The organism is Olleya sp. UBA1516 (assembly GCF_002323495.1).
Lineage (GTDB): Bacteria > Bacteroidota > Bacteroidia > Flavobacteriales > Flavobacteriaceae > Olleya.
On the sequence record NZ_DCQO01000003.1, the window covers coordinates 146,238 to 169,270 of the forward strand.

Genomic DNA, 23,033 nt, shown 5'->3' on the forward strand with positions numbered 1-23,033 from the left:
TCATAACCCGAAGGTCACTGGTTCGAGTCCAGTTCCCGCTACTAAGAAAAAGCACTGATTTTCAGTGCTTTTTGCATTTAAATAAGGTGGTTACATTAAAATGGAGCTACTTTTTTTTATTCCCTGTAAAACATCTGTAAAACAACTTCCTTGTAAAACCTTTGTCCTTTGTAAGGAAGCAAATGTCCAAAGTCGCCTACTGCGTAGCTTTTTGAACATTTGCGACCAGCGATGACTTAAGTCGTTGAAACTTTTAAGACATAGCTGGGCAAGATTGCTTTTGAACTGTTCTAACGACCATTTCAAAAGCGATCTTGCCAAAGGACACCTTTGGAATCCGTTCTTACCCAAAAAAAGAAGACAGGAGAATTGCTTCGTCCTGTCTTGTATTTTTGTTTGTTGCGATAGTCTTATCGCTCTAATTCGCTTTTGTTATGTACTTGTTGTTCTAACTCCTGTCGTCGTTTTTCATTACGTAATAATACATCCCAATCTGCATCGAGTCCTTTCTTATCATAATAAGCAGCTGATGATACTAGGCTTAAACCTTCGTAATAGAGTTGCTTAATTTCTTCAGGATTATTGTGAAGTTTTGTCTCTAGAAATCCTTTTCCTTCTTTGGCTTGATCGTAAAACTCTTCTCCAGAAGCAATGATGCCGTTACAAAATCTATTGAATATTTCTCGATTAGGAGCTAGGTCGAGTGAACGCGCGACTTTGTTAATTTCAAAAGTATCAAGTTCCCTTCTCAGCTCTAGCATACATAAATGAAATTGAGCAATTTCGCTGTTGGTCTTTGTCTTAAGTTCTATAATAAGTCTTTCATCATAATTAATGATATCTTCAAAAGGTGTTTGTTCTAAGGCTTTCTTTATGGTTTTAAAAAATGTGATTTTGTTCATCATAATGCTCGGTTTATATATTCAATTGTATCATAGCATTAGCGCTCCTGTTCTTGATCTTTATCGTTGCGAGATTTTAATTTCTTTAACTCGTTCATACGTTTTTGCTCTTTTTCTATAGATATTCTTGCTGGATCAAAACCTAATGTTTTTAGTCGGTAGCGTCTTTTGAAACCTTGGACGCCGACAATCTTACCAGCTCTTGAATAGAATTGGATTCCTGCTTTTTCAAATTCTCTCTTATCTACCTGTTCAGTGCGGACACGAGCAAATACTTCAACCAGAACATCACGTAATTCTTGACGTTCGCTTTGTTTACCTCGAAGATTTAACTCTCGTTCAATATCAAGCTGAAGCATCGCTTCTTTTTTTTTAGAATGATTGACTTTACTGAAGGTTAGTCCAAGTTCCTTTTCTTGAAATTGCTCCATACGGATTTTAACCTCTTTAAATTCTTTTCGAGATAAACGCACTGGCTTTCCTGTAGCAAATTCGAGTGCTGAAATAACATTGTGAATGTGAAGATGGTCTTTGTCTGAATGCATCGTACTTATCACCATTGAGTTTGGTGAACGTTCGTTGGCATATTTTCGAGCAATTTTCAGAAGCACCTTTTTTGGTAGCTTATCAGTATCAGCTTTGTGAAAAGATATTATCTCGTGATATGCAATATTTTTATTACGTCTTTCAATGGTACGTTTGGATTCATTTTCGCTGAATTGGCTTACCATATTTTTAATACGCTTCTCCAGCAATTTTTGTTCTTTAATAAGATCATCCTGTGCTTCTTTCATTTGCTTATCAAAGTTCCTATCACCCTTGATATAGCGATTAATAATGAAGCCGAGTTGCTTCTGATTTTCTTTGGTAAGAATATAGCGGATAGTATTTTCAAGTGCTTTTTTAGACTTTATGGATTTACTCTTAATTATCATGATTTATGGATTTAATAGTTTTAAAAAGCTATCTTCAATTTTCTCAAATCGCTCCAGCATCTCTTCAAGAGCATCTGAAGCTTCATTATCTAAAGACTCTTCCATCAGGTTAATGAGTGTTCGTAACTGTTGGTGTACTTCGCTAAAGACTTTTGTGTCTACTTGAGGTGCGTCTTGAGATGTGAGTTGTGTGTTAACAGCATCATATAAGAACTTCGATATGCTTTTACCCCCTCTTTTTTGGTGTATCAACGTTAGCTGTTTTGGATAAAAGCCAAGTGAGAATTCTTTCCTTTTGATTCTCTTTTCTCTTCTATAGTGTTTGTAGTATATTTTCCAATACTCTTTTTTAGCATTTTTAATTTCATCCCATGAAGGATTTGGATTGTCCTTAAAAGCACAATCCAAATACTCATGGAGTGATGAAAAGCTAAACGGTTCCATTAGCGTTCTTGATTGTTTTCTTGTTCCTTACCTTTTTTAAGCTCTTGGAGCTCTAGCTTACGCTTCTTTGGTTTTGGCGGAACAATGTCGTGATAGCTCATTTCGGTAAAATGGATATCTCTCTCTATTCCTAATCCAAAGGGTCTTACAATAGATTCTAATTCTGTTATTGAAAAAGAACCCCATTCATCAAAGGCAAGTCCAGTAACGTAACCGTTACAAATTTTTGATTCGGGATTATATTCCGTTGCATACCACGTTCCAGAACCAACAGGGTCAAAGAACTTGGCAATAAAGGTTGGATTTTCTTTTTCTGACTGGTCGCCAACTTGAGCAAACCTTTTTTCTAACGTTTTAGTCATTAACTTCATCTTGTTTAGTTTTTAGATTATTGTTTACAGCTACCGTGGCATTTTTTTTCTTGGTGTAAGCTTCAAGTGGTAAATACTGAATACGGTAACTAGGATTATTTTCAGGGCTGAAATTTTCAGGTAATTCCATTTCCATAGCTTTTACAAAGGATTTGATTTTGTAATAGGGCTTAACCTTGCAAAGCAATGGCTTCATACCACCATTAGGAATGACTATTACATTGTCCTTCGGCATAGTTCTAATTTCTGAACCTGTCATAAGTGCTCTACTTCTGAGGATTTTTTTATCATTATCCTCATAGTATTGATAGTCTCCCAAGGCTTTTGAAATGCGGTCACACTCATCGTTCAAACCTGTCATATAGACCTTGCAAGCGTTGTTAAGAATACTTTTGGCGTTATACTGGCCATAGTTCTCATACAGCTGGTTTTCGCTCTGAAGTACTCCAAGAATGGACATATACTTTCTAGCATTAGCAATGACGTTTGAAAGGCTTGGGAGCGGGATACTTGATAGCTCATCAATAAGGAGGTACAAGTCATTATCTTTTACCTGAGGAATTGATCTAAATACTTCACTAAAGAGTTGTTCGAAAAACAAACCAAACAGAGGACTGTAATAGTTCATGTTGGTGATATTGCAATTGAGAAAGAGAACAATTTTTTCTTTTCGCATACGAGCAAAATCGAAAGTATCTACACTGGTCACATCAAGGAGAGATGGATCTTTTCCGATAAATGATAAATGAGAAATCGCTGAACTAATGATATTCGACTTGGTCTTTTCGCTGTTGGCGATAACACTCTTATATGCTCGCCATTGACTCTGAGTACTTTCATCTGCAAATAGTCCATTTACAACATCTTCATTGCCTGCAAGATTCTCGAGTAAGTAATATACGTTGCCGATGTTCTGATAAATCTTCGAGGTGTTTTCAAGAAGGAATTCAATTAAAAGACTAATGAGTTCTATGGATTTTAAATCCCAAAAGTCAGACGTCTTTTTACCGTTCTTCTGTACTAACATAGTTGCAACCTTGGTAATGTCTGATGGTGATTGTATGCGGTGCAGTGGATTGTAGTAAATAGACTGCTCCTTATTATCAGGGTCAAAGCTGTACACCTTGTATCCTTGATTTACAAAATGATTGGTCATTTTTGAAAGCTCACCAGATGGATTGTTGATAATCATACTGGCAGGCTTATATGCACTCGCAATTCTTAGGGCACTGGGTATTAAGAAAACTGTAGACTTTCCTACACCACTTGGTGCGAAACAAAGTAAATGTTCTTTTGATTTTTTGGCTGATAAAAACTTAGTTCCAGTTATTGATAAACCATCGTGTGATGCGGATATAAGTTTACTTTCTCTTCCAAATTTAGCAGATAAATTATGTTTGCTGCCTACAAGGTTTTGAAGTATCCCGTCTAGGAATTCCCCACCTTTTTCTAATGTATATGTTATGTAGTTTTGAATATTCATTTTCCTAAAAGTTTTTGAAATAGATTATTAGTTGCACCAAGAATAAGCTCTAGCCCACGTGTACATCCGTACACGCAGATTAGAACAATCTTGAATATGAATTGGAGTAGTGTAAGGACTAGTTTCATCTGTATCGAATTAGTTGACGTTAGATACAAACTCAATAGGCAGATTTAATTCCTCAAATATGCTTGCGTAGAGAGCTTTCATCAAAGCAAATGCAGTATCCTCCTTTATCGTTCGAGGCTGATAAACAACGATGACCTTAATATTGGAATTTGTTCGCTTGAGATGAGATGTATGCTTCAAAAACAGCTCCTTAACGAGCTCTGGTTGTCGCTCCAGTTTTAGCATATCTTTATGCCTATGAACCGAGAACCACTCACTATTGTTTTCTTGTAAATCAGAGTAAACATATAGTTCCGTTGAGATAATGGTATCCTTCTGTAAGAAAATCAATTCTTCAACAATAGGCTTCCAAATAGAAGAATAAGGATAATTACCTGCATCAATTCGATTATTCAAAATAGAATCTGTTCTTTTGTAAAACGCTTCTACTTCAACATCTCGCTCTAATTGGTTTCCTAATAATGCAGTAGCACCTATAAGTTTAACTTCTGCTCGTTCGTTATGTATAAGGCTACTAATATGACCGTGTCTAAATATTGCAGATCTCCATGAATCCTCATCTAAACCAAATTTTTGTTTGATTTGAATAGGGTTTGGCTTAGCAATAAAATCTTCTTCGGTTCTATCTTCTAAAATGGAAATTTGTGTTCCAACTTGCTCCGATTTGGTGCAGGCTGACATAGTCAGCCCTATCACCAATATATATATCCAGCTCCTCATGTTTAAATACTTAAGCTTGAATAGAATGAAGGAAGCATCGGTATATCGTCCTCAAAAAACTTAGGCACCTTACCGTCACTTCGGTGTATGCAGTTGGTACTGTAAAAAGTCTTTTGTGATTCTTCATACAAGCGCTGGACGAGCTCTTGCATGTCATGGGCATAAATCTGAATTTGTTTGCGAGCTAATTCAGACTCCTTCTGTTCTTTTCGGATGTCGGTAATCTTAATCTTTAAGGTATCTACTTCTTTTTTAAGCTCTAAAGCTTCTCCTTCGGCAGTCTTGTACTTATCCCATATTTTCTTCTCTTCTCGTGTGAGCCCAGCGAAGAAAACAACCAAGGTTGCCACCGCTGTGAAAAATAAGTTAAGACAGGCAAAGTAGAGTGGGCCCGCGCCATTCCCGAATACGGTATTGCCACTAAATGTTGTCGTACGGAAAATACCAAGTACATAAAACACTACAAAGAGTCCAGTAAAGATTAGTATTGTAATCATTCGCTTTTGCCATAAGGTCTTCCCTTTAGAAATGATTTCAGGCAGATACTCTGCAACAAGAAAAATACCGACTCCAATTGCAAAACCCAAAATATAGGATGTAATGAGAGGATAGCCCATAGCTTGAAGTGCTGTTCCTGAAATGAGCGTGTCTACTAATACTAAAAAGAATAATACACCTCGTGTCCATTTGTATCGCTTAGCCTTTTTCTCAATAGTTTTATCGCAAGCCTCTAGCTCACGCTTCTTTATACGATAATCTGTTTCGGCTTTTTCAAGTTCAGCTTCAGCCTCTTCGAGTTTTTTGTCAGCCTCTATCTTATCCGCAATGATATGATGTGCTTCAATTTCAGATTGCAGTTCTTTTTTAATAGACATCATCATCTTACTGTAAGCTCCATCAATGACCCCAGTATAAACGTCTTTTGTACAATCAACTTCTGGCTTGCTCGGTTTCATGTTACCTAAATCCTTAGCTAACGGAATTGCAATTCCGTTTTTAATTTCCTCATGCTCTTGGTTTAATTTCTTTTCCAAGTCTTCCATTTTGTATCTGAACACGGTTATGCTGTTGTTCTCCGATACGTTTTTCTTAACTTTTGTTTTCATAATTAACAGGTTTTAAAATTTGAATATTTAAATAGTTGAAATTTGTACCACTCAAGTTTTGGTGGTAAATCAGTTGCTTGACTACTTCGGAATAGTGTAATGATTTGATCTTCTGTGAGCGTGCAATTATCATCCGGAACATTAAGAGTTTGTCTGTTCCTTGGATTGTAGAAACCTCTATTATCGCCTTTCCAATACGTTGCGTGATAACCTCGATTCAACAAATACTGCTGAAGTTCTAAAGAGGTGTGTTTGTGTTGCGCCATTTTATAAAAGCCTAGAGTGTAATACTCATCTAAAACTTTAAATCTTTCTTTGGCTTCAAGAGAATTGAAGAGTCCTCTTGCTTTTTTGGAAGTGATGACTTCCTGTTCTTTGTTTTTTTTCATACGGCTGAAAATTTTAATAGTTAAAAATTTTCAAAGCCATTTTGAACTGACTAATCTATTTGACAAAAAAACTATATTACTTATAGTAGTTATAGTTTGCTTGAAAACGTTGTTGGTTTTCCTGCTGATTAATCGGTTCAAACTGGTACTTTGAACTCGGTGTGCCTTCATTTTACTGGAGGCATTTTTTTATACCCCATTGAAGAACAACAGCACGAACAACCAAAATCATCCTAGATCATCCAAATCGAAAAAAAATTACTTTAGGTCACGGGTAAATTTATTTTAGGATATTCTTCCAATATTCAGATTTTAATACCTTTACGGAATGAGTGACGAGGGTAAAAAAAATGTAACTAAAATTGAAGCTGACAATAAATTAGCTTCCTTGAATGAGGCTTTCTTAGATTATTATAGAGATGAAGAAGTAATACAAAGCATTGTTTCAAAGAAAAATAAGAGTGGAGATAATCCTTTTTATAAAAGAATAAGTTCTGATAGTAAGAAAATTTGTCCTCCTGATGGACAAGGAAAGACACGCAGTATTCTTTCAACAAGTTGGTTGCGAAAATACTTTGATGAAAGCTCTCAGGATAAGAGGGTCTTTAAGAAGACACAAATAGATGACCTCAATAGATTAATTAAATTTTATAGGGCAAATGTTTTTTCCGAATCGGATAAACAAGAAGATACCGAAGAAACAAAGTTCTGGCCTTACCTAGTAGGATTGATTGTTTCATTTCTACCCTTAGTTATTATTCCTTTTGCAGTTTTTGTTATTTATGATTTAGTTGGTAATGATGAAAAGAGAAAGTTTCATAAGGTTAAAATTGGGTCGTTAGTTTTAATGATAGCTATCAGTCTAATATCATTAGTATTAGCTTATAATTATGCTCAAGGCTTTATTAAATCGAACTATCAGTCAATTTCAAAAACAGAATTTAGCTTAAACCCTGTCCCGAATCGAGAAGGTTTTGTGTATTCAGCTATGGCGCGCGGTGATAACAAAACTCTTAAAATGCCTTCAGTGTCTCCAGGCAATTCATATAATTTTTTTGTTACGTGTAGTTATATGGGAACAGGAAAAGGGTTGGCTGTAAGCAACGGTCGTACACATGTTTTCTATGATAAAAAAGGCTTGTTAGAAAACAGCACAAATATTGTTTTTTCTCTGAGTGGTAAGAACGTTAGAAGTGTTTATGATGGTATTAAATTAGACAATTTACCAGCACACTGGGAACTAGAGATTGTCTCCGTAAAGCATACTAATAACAGTAAACATAAAACATGTGAAGGATATAGTTTTAACCATGATGTTGACGTTGATAAATTTGAAAATAATGGAATATTTCTAGGAGAGGTAGATTCCTACTCACCTGTTATTGATGATGAAAAAATATTTTGTGATTTAGGACATATTAATGTTGAATTTAAATTTACTAATATGTCCGAAGTGGTTTTGTTTGAAAAGGATTTGAATAAATAAAAAGCTCCACATTGGAAGCTCTTCATAGAAATTTTGGAGATTATTATTAATTAGTTGTCCAAGTAATAATGACAAATACAGAGAGACACTGCATCAAATAATCCAAAGTGATACGTTTCTGTTCGTGGATATTTAGGTTTCTCGAAAAATAACATTCTTAATTTCGGAATATTACGGACTATTACCTCCGCGATTTCATAACGAGTTTTGGCGTTCCAGATATCAAATACAATCCGAATTTGCTCTCTCGAATATGACGAAAAGTTAATTTCACTTATTTTAAGATAAACACTTATACTTCTGATGAGCTGTTTAACTCTTGCACATTTGAAGCTTGAGTTTCCTTTAAAATCTTCAAGTATGACTCTTTCAGGATCATACTTTTTAATAAGCTTTTTTATTTCTACCATTGACTCTGTATTACTCATTGGAGTAATTCTAATAACACCTTTATCTATTACTGTAAGCGCTCCTTGCATTAATGCAAATCCAAATCCATATGAGTTAGGATATATGCTTAAAATTCGCTCATGACCATCTTCCATCGGGTTATGACTCATGGCAGTCTTTACTTAAATTATTTACAAATGACTCTATAAATTGTACTCTTTGAGTACTCCTTGGAGGTCGACAAGTGTTAAGCTCGTCTACTAGTATTTGACTTTGCTTGCTTATATTATTTTTGAGTAGACTCATCTGTTCAGCGAATAATTCATTAAGCGGTACTCCGAAGAGCATGTGATATAAAAGATAAATGTTTGGGTTTGCTTGGCGCATTCCCCTCTCTACTTTGGAGAGGTTTCCCTTATCTATACCGAGAAGAAACGCAACGTCATGAAGTGGCAAGTTCGCATCTTTTCGATAATGGGATAATAATTTTGATTTTGTATGCATAAATAATAAGAGCGTTGAAGGTTAGAGCTCAACGCTTTTATAATGTACTGGACATATTAATTTGATAATACTCATACGGAGTTGTCACTATGACAATTTTTTTCGGCTGTGACACTTCTCCTTAAGTAATTTTGAATAATATTTTGTGAGATTAATCACAAGAGTATGTATTATATTTTTTCACTTCTCTTTTGATGTTGAATGCAGAGCATTCATAAAAGAAAACTGATAAGAATATGAAATACATAAAGTATTTATTATACAACGTTAATTAATAGATTGTCCAGTAAGATAACAGTAACGTTCCCAATCAGTAAGTTTACTGTTTTTGTTTTTTTGAATTTTTGAGTTGCTTAGTTTTTTAGTTGTTAGTTTTATAGTATTACTTTTCGTAATAGGATTTTTGGATAATTTTACATTAGATTTTTCTTGAAAATAGGTTGAAGCGTAGAATATACGTAGGCAACCCTTACGCTCTTCTGGTTCATTTAGAATGGCGCCTTTTTTATTTGTAGCAATTACCAGCTTCTTGTTAATAAGTTGATGAATACCTAATGAGATTGATTTACAACTGAGACCAGTTCGGTTTGAAATAAATTTTTGAGATAACCATTCCTTCTTCTTCCTACCTCCGTGACCATCTGAGAAACCTATTGTTTGTCTTATGATAAGTAATAATATTTTCAATTCTTTCTCTGAAAGGTTTTTCAAATGAGCATCTACTAAGGCATTTGGTAATTGTGTGGTCTCTCTGTAGTTCATAGAAAAAGTATAATGAACGCCAGCGTTGAAGATAGACCTATAAAATAGTCATATCTAACATTTTTCTGTTTTGACAATTTTGTATGAGTATCAAATTTAGTGTTGTGGTCATAGGATAATAGTATGCAAAGCAATCAATTAAAAACACTATTTAAGGGCTATCTTTTGGAATGTAATTACACTAAAGGTCTTAGTCCTGAAACCATTAAAAGCTATACCCACGTTTTTCATGCATTCATTAAGGTAATGCCTGAAATTACTGCGCCAGAGCATCTCACAAAGCACTCTCTCAATATCTTTTATGAACGACTTGGCACAAGAGATCGTCTTGTTGGAAAGAAAACAATACGTGGGAAGCTGAAACAATCAACTATCAAAACATACTATAGTAAGCTTGTTGCATTTTTTAGATGGATGGAACGTAATAATTATCTTGATTCAGGATTCTCGGATTCAATTACAAAGCCACCAGAGCCAAGATATACTGATGAAAAGGCCTTAACAGATTTAGAAATATCTAAACTCATGGCAACAATAAGTCTTCACACTATGGATGATGTTTTGGTCTACCAAAGAGATATGCTCATTTTAAATTTTTGTATTTATTCTGGACTTCGGAGAAATGAATTATTATCGTTAAAAGTTCAAGATGTGGACTTGGTAAGTAGGACGATTAAAGTAAACGCTTCTACATCAAAGAGTAAAAAGGATCGGTACATTCCATTACATCCTCAGCTCCTTCAACAGCTCGATACTCACCTAAAAGAAAGACGCCTCAGAGGGCTAAAATGCCCCTATGTAGTGACTTCAACACGTAAGGATGAACAACTAACCATTTACGGATTGAAACATTGGGTAAAGCGATATAGAAAGTTATCGGGAGTAAGATTTCACATTCATCAAACAAGGCATACCTTCGCCTGTTCCTTAGCAAAGTCAGGAGCTGATATTGCTACTATAATGAAAGCATTAGGTCATTCAACTACTCAAATGACGGAACGATACTTACGTTCTATTACACCAGAGCACGCACGAAGCTATATTGATAAACTATCATATTGATTTTTTTCGTTAGCTCGTGTAATATTCCAAGTGTCGTATTCATTAAACGTTAATCAACCGCTAATGCATCGACTACTGCAAAATTAATGCTGTTTTTATCGCAAAACTCTTAGTGGTGATGTGGTCCATCCTAAAAACTATGTTTTTGGAAGGTATAGGTCTAAAACCCTTATAAAATAACATTATAATCGCGCGTGTAGCTCAGGTGGTTAGAGCGCGTCACTGATAATTTCGTGACCGCACTTTAGACCACATCTTGAGGCTGATAGTTCTGTATATATAAAGGGTTTTAGCTGTTTTTACAGCCTAAAAAAATAACTTTTACGACCACATCACTAACATATACGCCCGTTCACACTCCAGTAGATCGATGCCAGCATCTTATTATGCACATCGAACAACTACTGGAGATTTTTTGTACTTATTCCAAATTTATTAAAGGGCTCTCGGATAACACTATTAAAAGATATAGTGAGAATATTAATAATTTTATATCACTCTCAGAGGTAAATCATTTTGATGATATAAATGAGCAAAAAGTTCTTGCCTTCTTTTTTAAGGGACGAGTTGAGCGTAAATGGAAATCAACTACGTATCGTACCTACTATATGACACTCATTGTTTTCTTTGACTGGGCTGTTGCCAATGGTCATCTAGAAACTAATTATGTTAAAGGAATTGAGCTCCCAAAAATTCCTAAGTCGCTACCTAAGAACCTCTCAAAACAACAGACCAATCTTATTCTTGAAACCACACTTAACTTCCCTTGTTCTCATCGGTTTATTCGCTATAGAAATCACGCTATTTTATCAACCTTTGTTTTTGCAGGTATTCGCAAAGATGAACTTTTCAAGCTTACGCTTGATGATGTCGATATTGAAAATAGAACCTTGTTTATAAATGGTAAAGGTGAAAAGCAGAGAATTATTCCTATTAGTTATAGGTTGGCAGAAATCTTGAAACGATATTTAAAAGAACGTCAAAAATTGAAAAAAACATGTCCAGCATTTTTCACTTCTTTTCGCTTAAATAAAGCTTATACTGATGCAGGACTTCGAAGGGTTGTTAAATCTATACGAGAATGCTCAGGAGTCTATTTTAGGCCTCATGTTTTGAGACATACTTTCGCTACTCTTATGCTTGAAGGTGGATGCGATGTTTATTCCCTTTCTAAGATGATGGGACACAACGATATTAAAACGACAACTCTTTATCTATCTGCATCTGCCGAACACCTTAGGAGTGTGCTTATGAAGCACCCATTAGAAAAAAATAGCTTTTAGGCTATTTTTTTATGCCTACAAAGAATGAGTTTTTTGAAACTTATAATTAGCTCATAGTATGTAATATGTTTGAGCCTAAAATTATTAGTTATATAGGTATTACTGACTTTCGAGATATTCGTCACAAGTTCGGCATATTTCAAGCAGACCGATTTATGCATACCTATATTTTAGGTAAAACAACCAGCGGTAAGTCTAATTTAATATTAACCTTATGCCTACAAGATATTAAAAGAAATAATGCTGGGGTATTTCTGTGTGATGTACACGGAGACCTCATTGAAACCTTGTTGCAGCATATCCCTGAGCATAGGAAAAAGGACATTATTTATCTTGATATCCCTAATCCTAAGCTAGTAATTGGATACAACCCAATTAAAAAAGTGAATTATGAAATGCGCTCATTAGTGGCGAGTGGAATTTTAGAAAGTTTCAAAAAGTTATGGAGTTCATCGTGGGGGCTTCGATTAGAAAACCTTATACGTATGGCGCTTTTAGCACTTTTGGATCAGCCAAAAGCAAATCTCAAGGATATCCTCAGAATCCTTCAAGACTCAAGCTATAGGCAAGCCTGCATTCCTAATATTGTTAATCCTGAAGTTAAACGATTTTTTACAAAAGAACTTCCTCAGTTATCTTCTTCGGTACTACATCCTGTATTAAGTAAATTGGGTTCCTTATTAGTACATCCAAGTGCCAGTCGATTCCTTATTGATAATCCAGATTCATTATCGCTCTTCAAAGCTATGAATGAAAAGAAGATTGTCTTGGTTAATCTAAACAAAGGACGCCTTGGTGGTGATGTAACTCACATATTAGGGTCTATTCTTATTTCAGGAATATACAATAGTTCTCTCGCAAGAGTAATTCTACCCGAAACAAAGAGAGTTCCCTTTCATGTGTACCTTGATGAATTCCAATACTACACAACTAATATTTCAGATATGTTCTCTGAATTGAGAAAGTTCAAAGTTTCACTTAATATCGCGCACCATTATCTACAAGAAATTTCAGACAACATAAGGCACGGAATTCTCGGGAATGTGGGGACTGTTATTTGTTTTAGAATAGGAGCAAATGATGCTGAGTTTATGACACGTCAGCAGTTTAAAGAATATAGTCCTCTCTCTATCGGTGATTATGTTTACCTCCCTAACCGTAGCATTATTATTTCCTTAATGATTGATGGTAAACCTTCCAAACCATTTACAGCAAAAACGCTGTATTACAAGGATATTTTGTGACAACAAAATATGAGTATTCGAAGGAATTCATCTCTGTAATACTCTTAAGGAACCTTTCTTAAATTTTATAGAATTATGAATACAGAAAATAGTAATACAAAAACTATTATAAAATGTCACGAAGTACAAATTCACTACAAGCGTCCATTTTTTAACATTATCAAAAAAGTATCATCATCAGAGGATTCAGAAAAGCTTTTACGCTCATTCATAGACATTGAGCGTATCGACTACAAAGAATTCTTTTGGGTGCTTTTACTTACTAATGCCAATCAAGTTATTGGTGTTAGTGAAATTGCTGTTGGAAATACCAGTGGTGTGATGGTAAATATTAAAGAAATCTATCAATTGGCTTTACTAGCTAATGCATCTGCGATTATCGTAGCGCATAATCACCCTTCTGGAAAATTAACTCCTTCTGAGGCTGATAAACGTCTTACTCAGAAATTATCTAACGCTTCAAAGCTACTAGATATAACCTTACTCGACCATCTTATTCTAACCTCTGAAGGTTTTGTGTCCTTTTCTGACAGTAATTGGATGTAAGACTTTTATCAATTTATGATAAAAACACCAATTACATATTATGGTGGCAAGCAGAATTTAGCCAAAATGATTGTGGCTTTAATTCCTGAACATACCATTTACACCGAAGCGTTTGCAGGTGGTGCTGCGGTATTCTTTTTAAAATCAAAAGTTAAAAACGAAATCATTAATGACACTGATAATTTCGTAACTATTTTTTATAAAGTACTTCACGAAGATTTTGAAGCACTCAAATCAAAAATAAAAGTGACGGCATATTCTAGAGTTGTATATAACGTAGCTCTAAATATCTATAAGCATAATGTGTTCTTTACAGACCTACAACGTGCTTGGGCATTTTTTGTGCTCACGAATATGGGGTTTTCTGGACGCATTGGATCTTTTGGTTGTTATACTAAAGGAACCAAAGCTATGGGCTGGGAAAACAAAAAGGAGATGCTGACACCTGAACTAAAAGATCGATTAAAAGGTACTCAGATTGAGTGTACTGATGCTTTGAAAATTCTAACACTAAGAGATAGTCCTGAAACATTTCATTACATAGATCCACCTTATTTTAATTCTAATATGGGTCACTACAGTAATTATTCTAAGGATGATTTTATCGAATTACTTAAGGTTCTTTCAAAGCTGAAAGGAAAATTTATCCTCAGTTCGTATCCATCAGAATTATTAACCCAGTTCACATTAGAGTTTAATTGGCATACCAAAACCGTAGAGCAATTAGTAACGGCAAATCAAACAAAATCTAAGACTAATAAAACAAAAACGGAAGTGCTTACGGCAAACTTCCCACTCGATTAAATATTAATAATTTAAACAATTCAATATGAAAAAAGTAATTGAAAAAACCGTGAATCTAAACTTGATTGGTGTAAACGGTAATGCCTTTATGATTATGGGTGTATTTAGAAAACAAGCAAAGAAAGAAGGCTGGACAACCGAAGAAATAGAGGATGTCATGGCTGAGGCTAAAAATGGTGACTACAATCATCTTTTAGCGACCATTGAAAACCATTGTGAACCTTTAAATGAAGAGGAATGAAACTAAGAAACTATAAACGAATTCTATTCTTCCTTAATAGGCTTGAATCATTTCTGGAGTCAGAAAAAGAATCAAATACTTCTTCAGAATTAGCGAGCTATTATACTGATAGTGAATTACGCGAAATCATTCATTGGTTATATCGTGATGTATGGAGTAAAAACGCCCTAGGATTTATGGAGCGTCCACAATTGCTTGAGTTAATCAATAGCAATTATGGCATCTTACTTTGGACTATTTATGGCTTAGAAAAATCTATGACGGATACACCAAATATTGCTCAGACCGATATTGATTCATTCTTTCAAAGAACTCAAAATGAACTTCATTATTTGGCTTCAAAACCAGTTGAAGAATGGGATGAGTATGATACTTCTAACTATCGAAGTCTCTTGGTGAAAACAGGCACTACTAAAAAAGTATTTGCCATTTTCACAAGCGATGTATTAGCTGAAGATGTTTATGCGGTCACAACCAAACCTTCTTACTTCTTCGATACAAAAGCTGAAGCTGAAGAAGAAATTAATAATATCCTTGTTGAAGAGAAATTTACCCGAGACGAACTCGTGGTGCATAGCCTTTGGCTATTAACTTAAAACTAAATATTAATTTAAAATTTAATACTATGAATGCAACTATTGTAGATGTTCTAATAGAAAACATCAAAACAGACCAAGGACTTCTGGAGCAAACAGAAGCACAAATTGAAACTGCAAAAGAAAGCAAACGACAGGTAGTAGACCGTCTTAAGGATTATAAACGAGACATTACAGTGCTGTTAAAATACGCAGATGATGAACAACGAAAGCGTATTGAACAACTCGGTTTTAGTTTCTCGGAGTCGGAGAGAGGTCTCAACCCTGTAGCTTCCCTTGTCCTTGATATTGTTATGAAGACTAAGGATAATCAGCTGACTAATGCTGAGTTATACGAAGCTTACGTAAAGACCTTTAAGAAGAAAGAGGATGCCTTCAACTATACGGAGTTCAATATTAAATGTCGTTCTCTATTTAATACACAAAGGTTAATTCGAAAAAAGAGTCTTGATAAAACATCGTCACGAGAAGATGTTATTTCATTAAATGGCAAGAATATTAAAAAAGAAGAGCCACCAATAGAAATTGATGAAAAAATAAAATCTACGACGGATAATAAAAAAATGACGGTGAAGCCAAAATCAATTAGTTCAACTAATAAAAAATAGGTTTATGAGCAGTTATAAGTACTTGGATATTTTCGATAAGAAACAGAAAGCAATTGACCATTGTATGTGGTTAAATTTCAAATATAGAATTGCAGGTATTACTTTCGGGATTATAAATGGTCCAAAAAATAATTTTGCAGTATGCGAGGAAGCTACAGCGGCTGAAATGCAAATGAGCTTCTTAGATATACTTCCAGATAATCATTTTGAGTTATCATATAGACAGCTTGATATTATAAGGCAGGATATTGAATTACTTCCTTTTTGGGAATCAATTATCGGTATGGTGTCTGTCATAGATGGTGAAATCTTAAGATATATCATAGAGGATAAAATCCCTTTAGATAAAATTATTCGCCACGAGTTAGCTGGACGGGGGTTTGATAAAAACCATCGTTGGTGTGGCTTTGATAAGGCTAGAGAAATTTGGACAAATCAAAATTAAATATAGCAAAACACTCAGTATCAAATGAGTGTTTTTATTTTATAATTTCGATAAATAAGGATGGCTTCCAATTATGAAGGATTATGAGATATTTTTTAGCTCTACTCAAACCAACGTACAGTAAATTTCTCCCGTTTTCAATATCTTCAGATGTTAAATCCGCGTATGTCCACGATGATCTATCTATTAGCTTTTGATACGGAATTTTATTTTCATTAACACCGTTTAAGATAACTGCATCAAATTCTAACCCTTTAGACTTATGTATAGTATCGCTAAAAATTCCGTTGACTCCAGAAATAGCTTGAATATATTTCGATAGAGACCAATAATCTTTTTCATCATTTGGTATTAGTTCTCGAATGATTTCAAATAAAGAATCTGAAATACCAGTAAAATTTTTAAAGAGTTTTTCAATATGATGAAGACCAGCAATTACATCTTCATCAAAATTTAGCTCTCCAAACTTAGTAATTAGATTATTTGTTTTTAGAGCCAATAGTTTTTCAGAATACGCAATGTCATTATCTAATAAATAGATATCTATATTTCTTTTTATAGACCTGAGATTTCTAATGTTTGGTTTAATGGAATACCTACTAAGTGATTTAAGTAAAGTGGAAGTGGAATTATTAATGTATTTATGTGGCAGCGCTCCTAAACCCACTACGTTATAATCTTTTCTTAAAATCTTACTTACAGGAAATCCCGTGTACCAACTTGTAGATAATATTGCCATTTCTTCAGGAAGGACATCATGCTTTTTTGTAAGCTCATCTACAAACCACTTAATAGTACCTTCGTGATTTACTTTTTTAGTCTCGTGAAAAATAACATCAATATCTAAATTAGAAATTATTGATTCGTTTTCGATTGATGGGTGATTATTAAACAACTTTTTATATGTCTCAACAATACAATTTGTAGACCTATAAGTTTCTGTCAAACTTTCCTCCGTAGCATTGAAGTCAGAGATAGCGTTTCCAAAAGAATCTTCGATAGCACCTGCGAAAGAAAAAATTCGTTGTTTATCATCTCCAACCATAAAAAAACTACATTCTCCATTTAGCATTAATTCCTTAAGGATGCTGTATTGATAAAGATTTGTATCCTGAAATTCATCTACAAGAATTTCATAAAACTTAGCAGCTAAAGATTGAGCTATAAACTTTTGTTCTGATATCAGTTTTAAAGACCTATAGAGTATTTCATTAAAATCTATGACACCATGAGTCTGTTGGAAGAGATAGTACCTTTGAGAAACCTCTTGAAGTGTTTTTGAATGATTCCAATCCACATCTAAATTTAATGATCCATCTATTTTATGAGCTATTTTATTTAGCTCTTCAAATTTATTCTGACCAAAATTTTCATCAAGTTTTATATCCTCATTCTCAATAAAGAACAACTCTTGTAATTCGTAACTTATCACCTTAGGTCTTGCCCAATTATACTTCCAGCTGAATGGTCGTAAAATAAACTCTAAGCAGAAGCTGTGAATTGTTCCTATGAACATATTCTTATTAATTTCTAACCGAGAAGAAATTTCATCCGCACCAGTATTCGTGTAGGTAATCAAGGCAATAGATTTGTGCTTTGGTAGCGAATCAATTTTATGTGATGCCCTAGCGACTAATGTTCTTGTTTTTCCAGTACCAGGAGATGCCTTAATTAAGACGTTACCAGTAGAATTAAAAACGGCTTTCTTCTGTGAGGCATTAAGATTCATTTTCTATTTCAATATTATTTTTAGTAAAAATAAATTGAAGTGCATCATACAGATATTTTGGAATTTCAAAGTTCTCATCTATTAAAAGTGAAAGTTCTTGAGCGAACCTTCCTTTTTTTATTGTGCCGTCAATTCTTTTCAATAATTCATCATTCCAATTCTCGGTTGTAGCCATTAAATTTGCATAAGAAATAGGATGATTTAAATTCTCAAAGCATTTCTTTAAGTATTCAGAGTTTGTTGTCTTAGATGGAAATAAATCGACTTCTAAAGTCTCGTTTCCATCAAAAACCTTTACCCTATCCGCTACTTCAAAGCTTTTCGCGTTTGCTACTGCCGTAGTTGTATTTCCGTCTTCGTGCTCTTTGGCATCTCCATCAATGATTGCGCAACAAGTAAGCTCAAAATCTTCATCCTTGAACATTCTGAGAAATGGATCAAAATAGCGACTATGTATTGGTATAACAGATATGTTGTGTTCAACTAAGTTCACCCCAAACACCTTTTTAGCAATCTCAGGAATTATAAACTGTTCAGCAACTCCTTCAACTAGTATTACAGCACTAGAAAAGAATAGTTCTGAGCGTGTAGCGTCTAAATAACGTTTAAGTAACTGTTGCTCTCTTAGCTCCTTTTGATTTGCACCTTCGTTAATAAATGGAGAAAATGCTTTCACTATTTTTTTAGTATTTCGATAAATAACATTTAAGTTTTTATAATCGCAGTCACTAGCTATATGAGTGGAATGGGATGACATAAATACTTGGGTGTTTTTCATTACCCCTAAATTAGAAAAGAGGATTTTTTGGAGTTGAGGGTGAAGATGTGCTTCGGGTTCTTCAATAAGCAGTAAATTAATTTCATTATCATCTTGCTGATTAATCAGTTTAGACAAAAATAAACTTAAGTACAAAAGGTTTTTTTGACCCAAACCTAGAATATTCATTGGAACATTTTTGCCTTCTTTTGGATTATAAAAAATCTTTAATTGGTTCCATACTTCATTGTCATCATTAGGAAGAAAACCTAGAGAGATTGGAAAGGTAAAATGCTCTCCAGCAATTTCAGAATTTTTCGTTTTCAATGCTTCGGCAATTTCAGGCATAAACTCTTGATTATTCAAATCGTCAGTAGACTTAGCTAAGATATCTTTTACGATTCCTAATTCAATTTCTGCATCCTCACGAGATTTGCAATACTCGCTCAAAAGTGATTTTGTCGAACCTGCTAAATCAGAGTTTATATTTCGGAATCCAGAAATGTAATACAGATTTATTCCCTCTACATCACTAAAATTAATTTGGCTTAGAGTTGAAATGTCCGCAATGTCAAAATCATTACCACCACCAAATAACCTCCATTGAAAATCTTTAATTTCTATATTTTCAAATACCTCTTCAGTAGGTATTAGTTTTGATTTATGAATAAAAACATAAGTTATTCTCAAGGTTTCATTTGAAGTCTTTATTGCGTGTAGATTTGGAAACTTTGCAAGGTTTTTCCCGTAGAACTCAATGCTTATTGATATGTAGGAATCAATTGTTAAATCTTCAAAATCGCAAAAATCTTTTTCTTGTAGATTTCTTGAATTATAAGATAGGTTTTTATCAAGAACTAATCTCAATGCCCAAAACAAGTTACTTTTTCCAATATTATTTTCTCCAATAATAGTTTGAAAACCGTCTTTAAAATCTATGTTGAAATTTGAGAAATTTCTAAAGTTTTCAATTTTTATATTCTTAATATGCATATCTATCCTTGAATTATACTTTCTAAAATCAAAAAACACCATATAAATGGTGTTTTTAGTTACCTACTTTTCTGTTATTACATCAACAAAACTATCATAACTATTTGCCACTTCAAGACTTATGTCATCACCAAGAGCTTTAAAATGTTTTTTACCGCATTCAATTTTACCTTTCTCAGTCGGTCTTAAGAATTCCCAAGACAATGTTCCTTTGGTTTCAATCACAAAATATAGTTTACTCTTCTTGCCGTCATCCCAAAGTACAGCCCAGTCTGGATTGTATGTTCCAAGAGGTGTGTCAATTTTAAACCAAGATGGTAGTTTTGCGTAAACCTTAACCTCTTCGCTCAGTTCAAAATCTTTAGTTATGTCTTTTTCAATAGCTGAGTCATATATAACGTGGTCAAATGGACTTTTAGTTGAGGCTGTAAGGTTATCCTTTAAATATCCTACAAGTTCATCATCATTAAACAGTTCCTGCTTATAATAGTCACCTTCTCCGATTTTCTGATATGAAATTCCGTCGACAATAAAATGACGCATTTCTGTTTTAATTAATCTTATAGATTCATCAATAAATCTTTGAGGATTGTTTTTAAAGGCATCTAAGCGACCACTTTGCATCAAAATATCTACAATTGTTTTTCTTGTTAAGTTTGTTTCGTTTTGTAGATAACCAACTACATCTGGCAGATTGATATATTTAGAGTCAACTAAGGAAGTCGATGTTTTTGTTTCTTTAGCGTCGACACCTCCTTTCGTAATTTCAGCTATTGCTTTTTTAAATACAAATTTTCCTCGTCCTGCAACTAAATTATCTCTTATGGCTTCTGCACATTTAATGACTAATCTGTCCGTGTCAAACTGAACAGAATAAGTTGTTTTATATTTAACCTTATCCCAAAGTGATTTAAATTCTTCGCTTAAAAATATTTGCTTATTAATCTTAATGTGTTTTCTGTCAGCAGCATCTTTTACATTAAGGTTTCCGGCAATTTTCTTTAAGGTTTTAATAATAGGCATCTTGATAAAATCAAAGACTTCAGGTATTTCGACTTCGTTATTCTTTAAATCAGTTTTAAGTGAATCTTGAACTTTCCCTTTCAAATCGATATAGCCTTTTTCAAGCATAAAATTATACAGGTTTTCAGAATTTTCTTCTCCAAAATATTTTTTGTCCTCATCCTCTGAGCCTGTTATGAGATTAGCAAACGTATGAGTTTCCAAAATTCCAAATCTAATTCCAGTATCTTCTTCAATTTCTCTTTGTAACTCTGCAACGAAGTCCTCATAAGATTCGTTTGCCATTACAGTTAAGGTGTTTACTTCAAAACCTCTTATACGTTCCCCTTTTTGATCCACCGCCAATCTAAGTCCACGACCAATTTCTTGACGTTTTTTCATATTTGAACTTGTTTCATTAAGCGTACATATCTGAAAAACATTAGGGTTATCCCAACCTTCTTTTAATGCAGAGTGTGAAAAGATAAACCGTAACTTTGATCCAAAACTGAGTAAACGTTCTTTATCTTTCATAATTAGATTATACGCATCATCATCAGCGTTCGTGTTACCACTAGAATCTTTATAAAATTCAAATTTATCTTTCTTATTACTTTTTTTACTCTTTTTATCTATTGAGAAATACCCATTGTGAATTTCTTGAACTTCAGAATCTAAATCTTTTATTCCTGCAAAAAGTGTTTTGTATTTAGGATGTTTTATATGCTTAAGGAATTCTTCTTCAAACATTTGGGCATATTTTCCATTCTGAGCATTTCCCTCTTCATCGTATATTCTGTAATTTGAAACCTTATCGAGGAAGAAAAGACTTAAGACCTTAATGTTTTTAGGGTTTAAATTAAGTTCTTTATTTAAATGTTCTTCTATGGTTTTACTAATCTGCTTTCTCTTTATTAAATCATCATCAACAGAACCAATAACTTGCCCAAGACTTAGATAATCTGGTTTGCTTGTGAAGTCTATATATTCATTTCCTTTTTCGGCACTAATATCTTTAATAATGTAACCTTCATAGACTTCTCTCCTTGTTATATCTTCATACAAATCAACACCTTGTTTAACCCATTTTTTTTCTCGAGTTAGTTTTCCATTTTTAAAAGAATCAACTTCTATATATGCTCTAAGACTTTTCTTATTATCGACTTTTAATAATTTGATATATGCCTGATTATGAACATTTTCAACTTCAATAGATGCCACTTCAATCTGTTTAACTAGTTTTTGCTCGTAGGCATCAACAGAATCCAGTTTATACATTAAATTATATTTCTCTTTGTGGGTAGCAGAATATCTTAATGTACAAAGTGGATTTAATGAGCTAATAGCTTCTTTTGCTTTTGAAGTGCTGTCTACCGATTGAGGTTCGTCAATAATGACAATTGGGTTAGTAGATTTGATGTAATCAATAGGTTTGTAGCCACTAAGCTTATCGTTTGTTCGGTGAATAATATTTGCTGAGGTTTCTTTCGTGGGGTCTGTAAAACTTTTACGGAAAGCATCGATGTTAATGACCATAATCTGTATATAGTCATTCGTAGCGAAGCTTCTAACTTGCTCTAACTTACTAGAGTCATAAGTAAAAAAATCATAGTTAACATTATCGTAGATACCTTTAAAATGATCTTTGGTTATTTCCAAAGACTTATTAGTACCTTCTTTAATAGCAATAGAGGGAACAACAATAATAAATTTGGTAAATCCAAATTTTTGGTTCATCTCAAAAATTGAACGTAGATACACGTATGTTTTTCCTGTACCTGTTTCCATTTCAATTGAGAAATCCTTTGAGTTTAATTCTTTAGTTTGTTTTAAACCATTTCTAAGTTGAATACGTTGAATATTATCTAACAACTCATCATCTAACAATGATAGTTTATTTCCAACACCTAAGTCAGTATTAAACATAGACGCTTGCCCATCATTATTTTGTAATGGAGCAACGGTAAAATTGGTCTTATTAATTTCCTGACCTTCAAAAATACCAACTATGGATTTTATAGCTTCTTGCTGGTAGTCGAGATTACCTTCAAATTTTAATTTCATTTCTTTTGCCATAATTAAATACTTCTTACTTCTTCAAT

The 23,033-nt window shown here is 33.7% G+C and carries 24 protein-coding genes; 10 read left to right on the top strand and 14 right to left on the bottom strand.

Annotated features, from left to right (window positions below; translation table 11 throughout):
* Positions 1–410: 410 nt before the first annotated feature.
* From B2989_RS01115 to B2989_RS01150, 8 genes are all read right to left on the bottom strand, one after another.
* On the bottom strand, positions 411–905 hold the full coding sequence (locus tag B2989_RS01115) for a DUF4240 domain-containing protein (RefSeq protein WP_292942840.1): 495 nt from the start codon (positions 903–905) through the stop codon (positions 411–413).
* Positions 906–940: 35 nt separating this feature from the next.
* Positions 941–1,837 carry a relaxase/mobilization nuclease domain-containing protein gene (locus tag B2989_RS01120; protein ID WP_292942843.1) on the bottom strand — a complete coding sequence of 299 codons (897 nt, stop codon included), beginning with the start codon at positions 1,835–1,837 and terminating at the stop codon, positions 941–943.
* 3 nt (positions 1,838–1,840) lie between these two features.
* Positions 1,841–2,281: a hypothetical protein gene (locus B2989_RS01125; RefSeq protein ID WP_292942846.1), complete on the bottom strand. Its 441-nt coding sequence runs from the start codon at positions 2,279–2,281 to the stop codon at positions 1,841–1,843.
* Positions 2,281–2,643: a DUF2958 domain-containing protein gene (locus B2989_RS01130; protein WP_292942849.1), complete on the bottom strand. Its 363-nt coding sequence runs from the start codon at positions 2,641–2,643 to the stop codon at positions 2,281–2,283. The genes B2989_RS01125 and B2989_RS01130 overlap by 1 nt, the downstream gene beginning before the upstream one ends.
* Positions 2,636–4,135, bottom strand: a complete 1,500-nt coding sequence (locus B2989_RS01135) for a type IV secretory system conjugative DNA transfer family protein (RefSeq protein ID WP_292942852.1) — start codon at positions 4,133–4,135, stop codon at positions 2,636–2,638. The genes B2989_RS01130 and B2989_RS01135 overlap by 8 nt, the downstream gene beginning before the upstream one ends.
* Before the next feature lie 138 nt (positions 4,136–4,273).
* Positions 4,274–4,945 (bottom strand): hypothetical protein, encoded by a 672-nt coding sequence (locus B2989_RS01140; protein WP_292942855.1) that lies wholly within the window; start codon positions 4,943–4,945, stop codon positions 4,274–4,276.
* A gap of 41 nt (positions 4,946–4,986) precedes the next feature.
* Positions 4,987–6,090: a hypothetical protein gene (locus B2989_RS01145; protein ID WP_292942858.1), complete on the bottom strand. Its 1,104-nt coding sequence runs from the start codon at positions 6,088–6,090 to the stop codon at positions 4,987–4,989.
* Positions 6,091–6,092: 2 nt separating this feature from the next.
* On the bottom strand, positions 6,093–6,479 hold the full coding sequence (locus B2989_RS01150) for a hypothetical protein (protein WP_292942860.1): 387 nt from the start codon (positions 6,477–6,479) through the stop codon (positions 6,093–6,095).
* A gap of 328 nt (positions 6,480–6,807) precedes the next feature.
* Between B2989_RS01150 and B2989_RS01155 the strand changes: the two genes are divergently transcribed.
* The gene (locus B2989_RS01155; protein WP_292942862.1) at positions 6,808–7,965 is read left to right on the top strand and encodes a hypothetical protein; all 1,158 of its coding nucleotides are present in this window, start codon (positions 6,808–6,810) and stop codon (positions 7,963–7,965) included.
* Between the two features lie 50 nt (positions 7,966–8,015).
* Here B2989_RS01155 and B2989_RS01160 read toward each other — a convergent pair whose 3' ends face one another.
* The 3 genes from B2989_RS01160 to B2989_RS01165 form a co-directional block, all read right to left on the bottom strand.
* Positions 8,016–8,525, bottom strand: a complete 510-nt coding sequence (locus tag B2989_RS01160; RefSeq protein WP_292942865.1) for a hypothetical protein — start codon at positions 8,523–8,525, stop codon at positions 8,016–8,018.
* Positions 8,515–8,859, bottom strand: a complete 345-nt coding sequence (locus tag B2989_RS15365; protein WP_414692204.1) for a helix-turn-helix domain-containing protein — start codon at positions 8,857–8,859, stop codon at positions 8,515–8,517. The genes B2989_RS01160 and B2989_RS15365 overlap by 11 nt, the downstream gene beginning before the upstream one ends.
* A 267-nt stretch (positions 8,860–9,126) precedes the next feature.
* Positions 9,127–9,621, bottom strand: coding sequence for a replication protein (locus B2989_RS01165; RefSeq protein ID WP_292942868.1), 495 nt, complete (start codon positions 9,619–9,621; stop codon positions 9,127–9,129).
* Between the two features lie 123 nt (positions 9,622–9,744).
* Here B2989_RS01165 and B2989_RS01170 point away from each other — a divergent pair, with 123 nt between their 5' ends.
* The 9 genes from B2989_RS01170 (at position 9,745) to B2989_RS01210 (ending at position 16,450) form a co-directional block, all read left to right on the top strand.
* Positions 9,745–10,683, top strand: a complete 939-nt coding sequence (locus tag B2989_RS01170) for a tyrosine-type recombinase/integrase (RefSeq protein ID WP_292942871.1) — start codon at positions 9,745–9,747, stop codon at positions 10,681–10,683.
* A 386-nt stretch (positions 10,684–11,069) separates the two neighbouring features.
* Positions 11,070–11,966 (top strand): tyrosine-type recombinase/integrase, encoded by an 897-nt coding sequence (locus tag B2989_RS01175; protein WP_292942874.1) that lies wholly within the window; start codon positions 11,070–11,072, stop codon positions 11,964–11,966.
* Between the two features lie 65 nt (positions 11,967–12,031).
* Entirely contained in the window at positions 12,032–13,210 is a 1,179-nt protein-coding gene (locus B2989_RS01180; protein WP_292942877.1) for a type IV secretory system conjugative DNA transfer family protein, read from the top strand.
* Positions 13,211–13,285: 75 nt separating this feature from the next.
* Positions 13,286–13,756: a JAB domain-containing protein gene (locus B2989_RS01185; protein ID WP_292942880.1), complete on the top strand. Its 471-nt coding sequence runs from the start codon at positions 13,286–13,288 to the stop codon at positions 13,754–13,756.
* Between the two features lie 15 nt (positions 13,757–13,771).
* Complete coding sequence (locus B2989_RS01190; RefSeq protein ID WP_292942883.1) at positions 13,772–14,560, top strand: DNA adenine methylase; 789 nt, start codon at positions 13,772–13,774, stop codon at positions 14,558–14,560.
* 49 nt (positions 14,561–14,609) lie between these two features.
* A complete protein-coding gene (locus tag B2989_RS01195; RefSeq protein ID WP_292942886.1) occupies positions 14,610–14,801 on the top strand; it encodes a hypothetical protein in 192 nt (63 codons plus the stop codon).
* Positions 14,798–15,397, top strand: a complete 600-nt coding sequence (locus tag B2989_RS01200) for a hypothetical protein (RefSeq protein ID WP_292942889.1) — start codon at positions 14,798–14,800, stop codon at positions 15,395–15,397. Before B2989_RS01195 ends, B2989_RS01200 begins: the two co-directional genes overlap by 4 nt.
* Before the next feature lie 29 nt (positions 15,398–15,426).
* Positions 15,427–16,005: a hypothetical protein gene (locus tag B2989_RS01205; protein ID WP_292942891.1), complete on the top strand. Its 579-nt coding sequence runs from the start codon at positions 15,427–15,429 to the stop codon at positions 16,003–16,005.
* Between the two features lie 4 nt (positions 16,006–16,009).
* On the top strand, positions 16,010–16,450 hold the full coding sequence (locus tag B2989_RS01210; RefSeq protein ID WP_292942894.1) for a hypothetical protein: 441 nt from the start codon (positions 16,010–16,012) through the stop codon (positions 16,448–16,450).
* Positions 16,451–16,484: 34 nt separating this feature from the next.
* Here B2989_RS01210 and B2989_RS01215 read toward each other — a convergent pair whose 3' ends face one another.
* From B2989_RS01215 to B2989_RS01225, 3 genes are read right to left on the bottom strand one after another with little or no spacing between them, the layout of a single operon-like run.
* Complete coding sequence (locus tag B2989_RS01215) at positions 16,485–18,179, bottom strand: UvrD-helicase domain-containing protein (protein WP_292942897.1); 1,695 nt, start codon at positions 18,177–18,179, stop codon at positions 16,485–16,487.
* Complete coding sequence (locus tag B2989_RS01220) at positions 18,169–19,971, bottom strand: ATP-dependent nuclease (protein ID WP_292942901.1); 1,803 nt, start codon at positions 19,969–19,971, stop codon at positions 18,169–18,171. The genes B2989_RS01215 and B2989_RS01220 overlap by 11 nt, the downstream gene beginning before the upstream one ends.
* A gap of 21 nt (positions 19,972–19,992) precedes the next feature.
* Positions 19,993–23,007, bottom strand: a complete 3,015-nt coding sequence (locus B2989_RS01225) for a type III restriction-modification system endonuclease (RefSeq protein ID WP_292942904.1) — start codon at positions 23,005–23,007, stop codon at positions 19,993–19,995.
* Positions 23,008–23,033: the final 26 nt, after the last annotated feature.

Excerpts from the sequence above, each read along its gene's own strand:
- B2989_RS01225 (WP_292942904.1), bottom strand. The coding sequence starts at position 23,007 with ATGGCAAAAGAAATGAAATTAAAATTTGAAGGTAATCTCGACTACCAG.
- B2989_RS01125 (WP_292942846.1), bottom strand. The coding sequence starts at position 2,281 with ATGGAACCGTTTAGCTTTTCATCACTCCATGAGTATTTGGATTGTGCT.
- B2989_RS01220 (WP_292942901.1), bottom strand. The coding sequence starts at position 19,971 with ATGGTGTTTTTTGATTTTAGAAAGTATAATTCAAGGATAGATATGCAT.
- B2989_RS15365 (WP_414692204.1), bottom strand. The coding sequence starts at position 8,859 with ATGCATACAAAATCAAAATTATTATCCCATTATCGAAAAGATGCGAAC.
- B2989_RS01150 (WP_292942860.1), bottom strand. The coding sequence starts at position 6,479 with ATGAAAAAAAACAAAGAACAGGAAGTCATCACTTCCAAAAAAGCAAGA.
- B2989_RS01140 (WP_292942855.1), bottom strand. The coding sequence starts at position 4,945 with ATGTCAGCCTGCACCAAATCGGAGCAAGTTGGAACACAAATTTCCATT.
- B2989_RS01190 (WP_292942883.1), top strand. The coding sequence starts at position 13,772 with ATGATAAAAACACCAATTACATATTATGGTGGCAAGCAGAATTTAGCC.
- B2989_RS01165 (WP_292942868.1), bottom strand. The coding sequence starts at position 9,621 with ATGAACTACAGAGAGACCACACAATTACCAAATGCCTTAGTAGATGCT.
- B2989_RS01205 (WP_292942891.1), top strand. The coding sequence starts at position 15,427 with ATGAATGCAACTATTGTAGATGTTCTAATAGAAAACATCAAAACAGAC.
- B2989_RS01185 (WP_292942880.1), top strand. The coding sequence starts at position 13,286 with ATGAATACAGAAAATAGTAATACAAAAACTATTATAAAATGTCACGAA.
- B2989_RS01115 (WP_292942840.1), bottom strand. The coding sequence starts at position 905 with ATGATGAACAAAATCACATTTTTTAAAACCATAAAGAAAGCCTTAGAA.
- B2989_RS01170 (WP_292942871.1), top strand. The coding sequence starts at position 9,745 with ATGCAAAGCAATCAATTAAAAACACTATTTAAGGGCTATCTTTTGGAA.
- B2989_RS01160 (WP_292942865.1), bottom strand. The coding sequence starts at position 8,525 with ATGAGTCATAACCCGATGGAAGATGGTCATGAGCGAATTTTAAGCATA.
- B2989_RS01210 (WP_292942894.1), top strand. The coding sequence starts at position 16,010 with ATGAGCAGTTATAAGTACTTGGATATTTTCGATAAGAAACAGAAAGCA.
- B2989_RS01130 (WP_292942849.1), bottom strand. The coding sequence starts at position 2,643 with ATGACTAAAACGTTAGAAAAAAGGTTTGCTCAAGTTGGCGACCAGTCA.
- B2989_RS01215 (WP_292942897.1), bottom strand. The coding sequence starts at position 18,179 with ATGAATCTTAATGCCTCACAGAAGAAAGCCGTTTTTAATTCTACTGGT.
- B2989_RS01120 (WP_292942843.1), bottom strand. The coding sequence starts at position 1,837 with ATGATAATTAAGAGTAAATCCATAAAGTCTAAAAAAGCACTTGAAAAT.
- B2989_RS01180 (WP_292942877.1), top strand. The coding sequence starts at position 12,032 with ATGTTTGAGCCTAAAATTATTAGTTATATAGGTATTACTGACTTTCGA.
- B2989_RS01135 (WP_292942852.1), bottom strand. The coding sequence starts at position 4,135 with ATGAATATTCAAAACTACATAACATATACATTAGAAAAAGGTGGGGAA.
- B2989_RS01200 (WP_292942889.1), top strand. The coding sequence starts at position 14,798 with ATGAAACTAAGAAACTATAAACGAATTCTATTCTTCCTTAATAGGCTT.
- B2989_RS01155 (WP_292942862.1), top strand. The coding sequence starts at position 6,808 with ATGAGTGACGAGGGTAAAAAAAATGTAACTAAAATTGAAGCTGACAAT.
- B2989_RS01175 (WP_292942874.1), top strand. The coding sequence starts at position 11,070 with ATGCACATCGAACAACTACTGGAGATTTTTTGTACTTATTCCAAATTT.
- B2989_RS01145 (WP_292942858.1), bottom strand. The coding sequence starts at position 6,090 with ATGAAAACAAAAGTTAAGAAAAACGTATCGGAGAACAACAGCATAACC.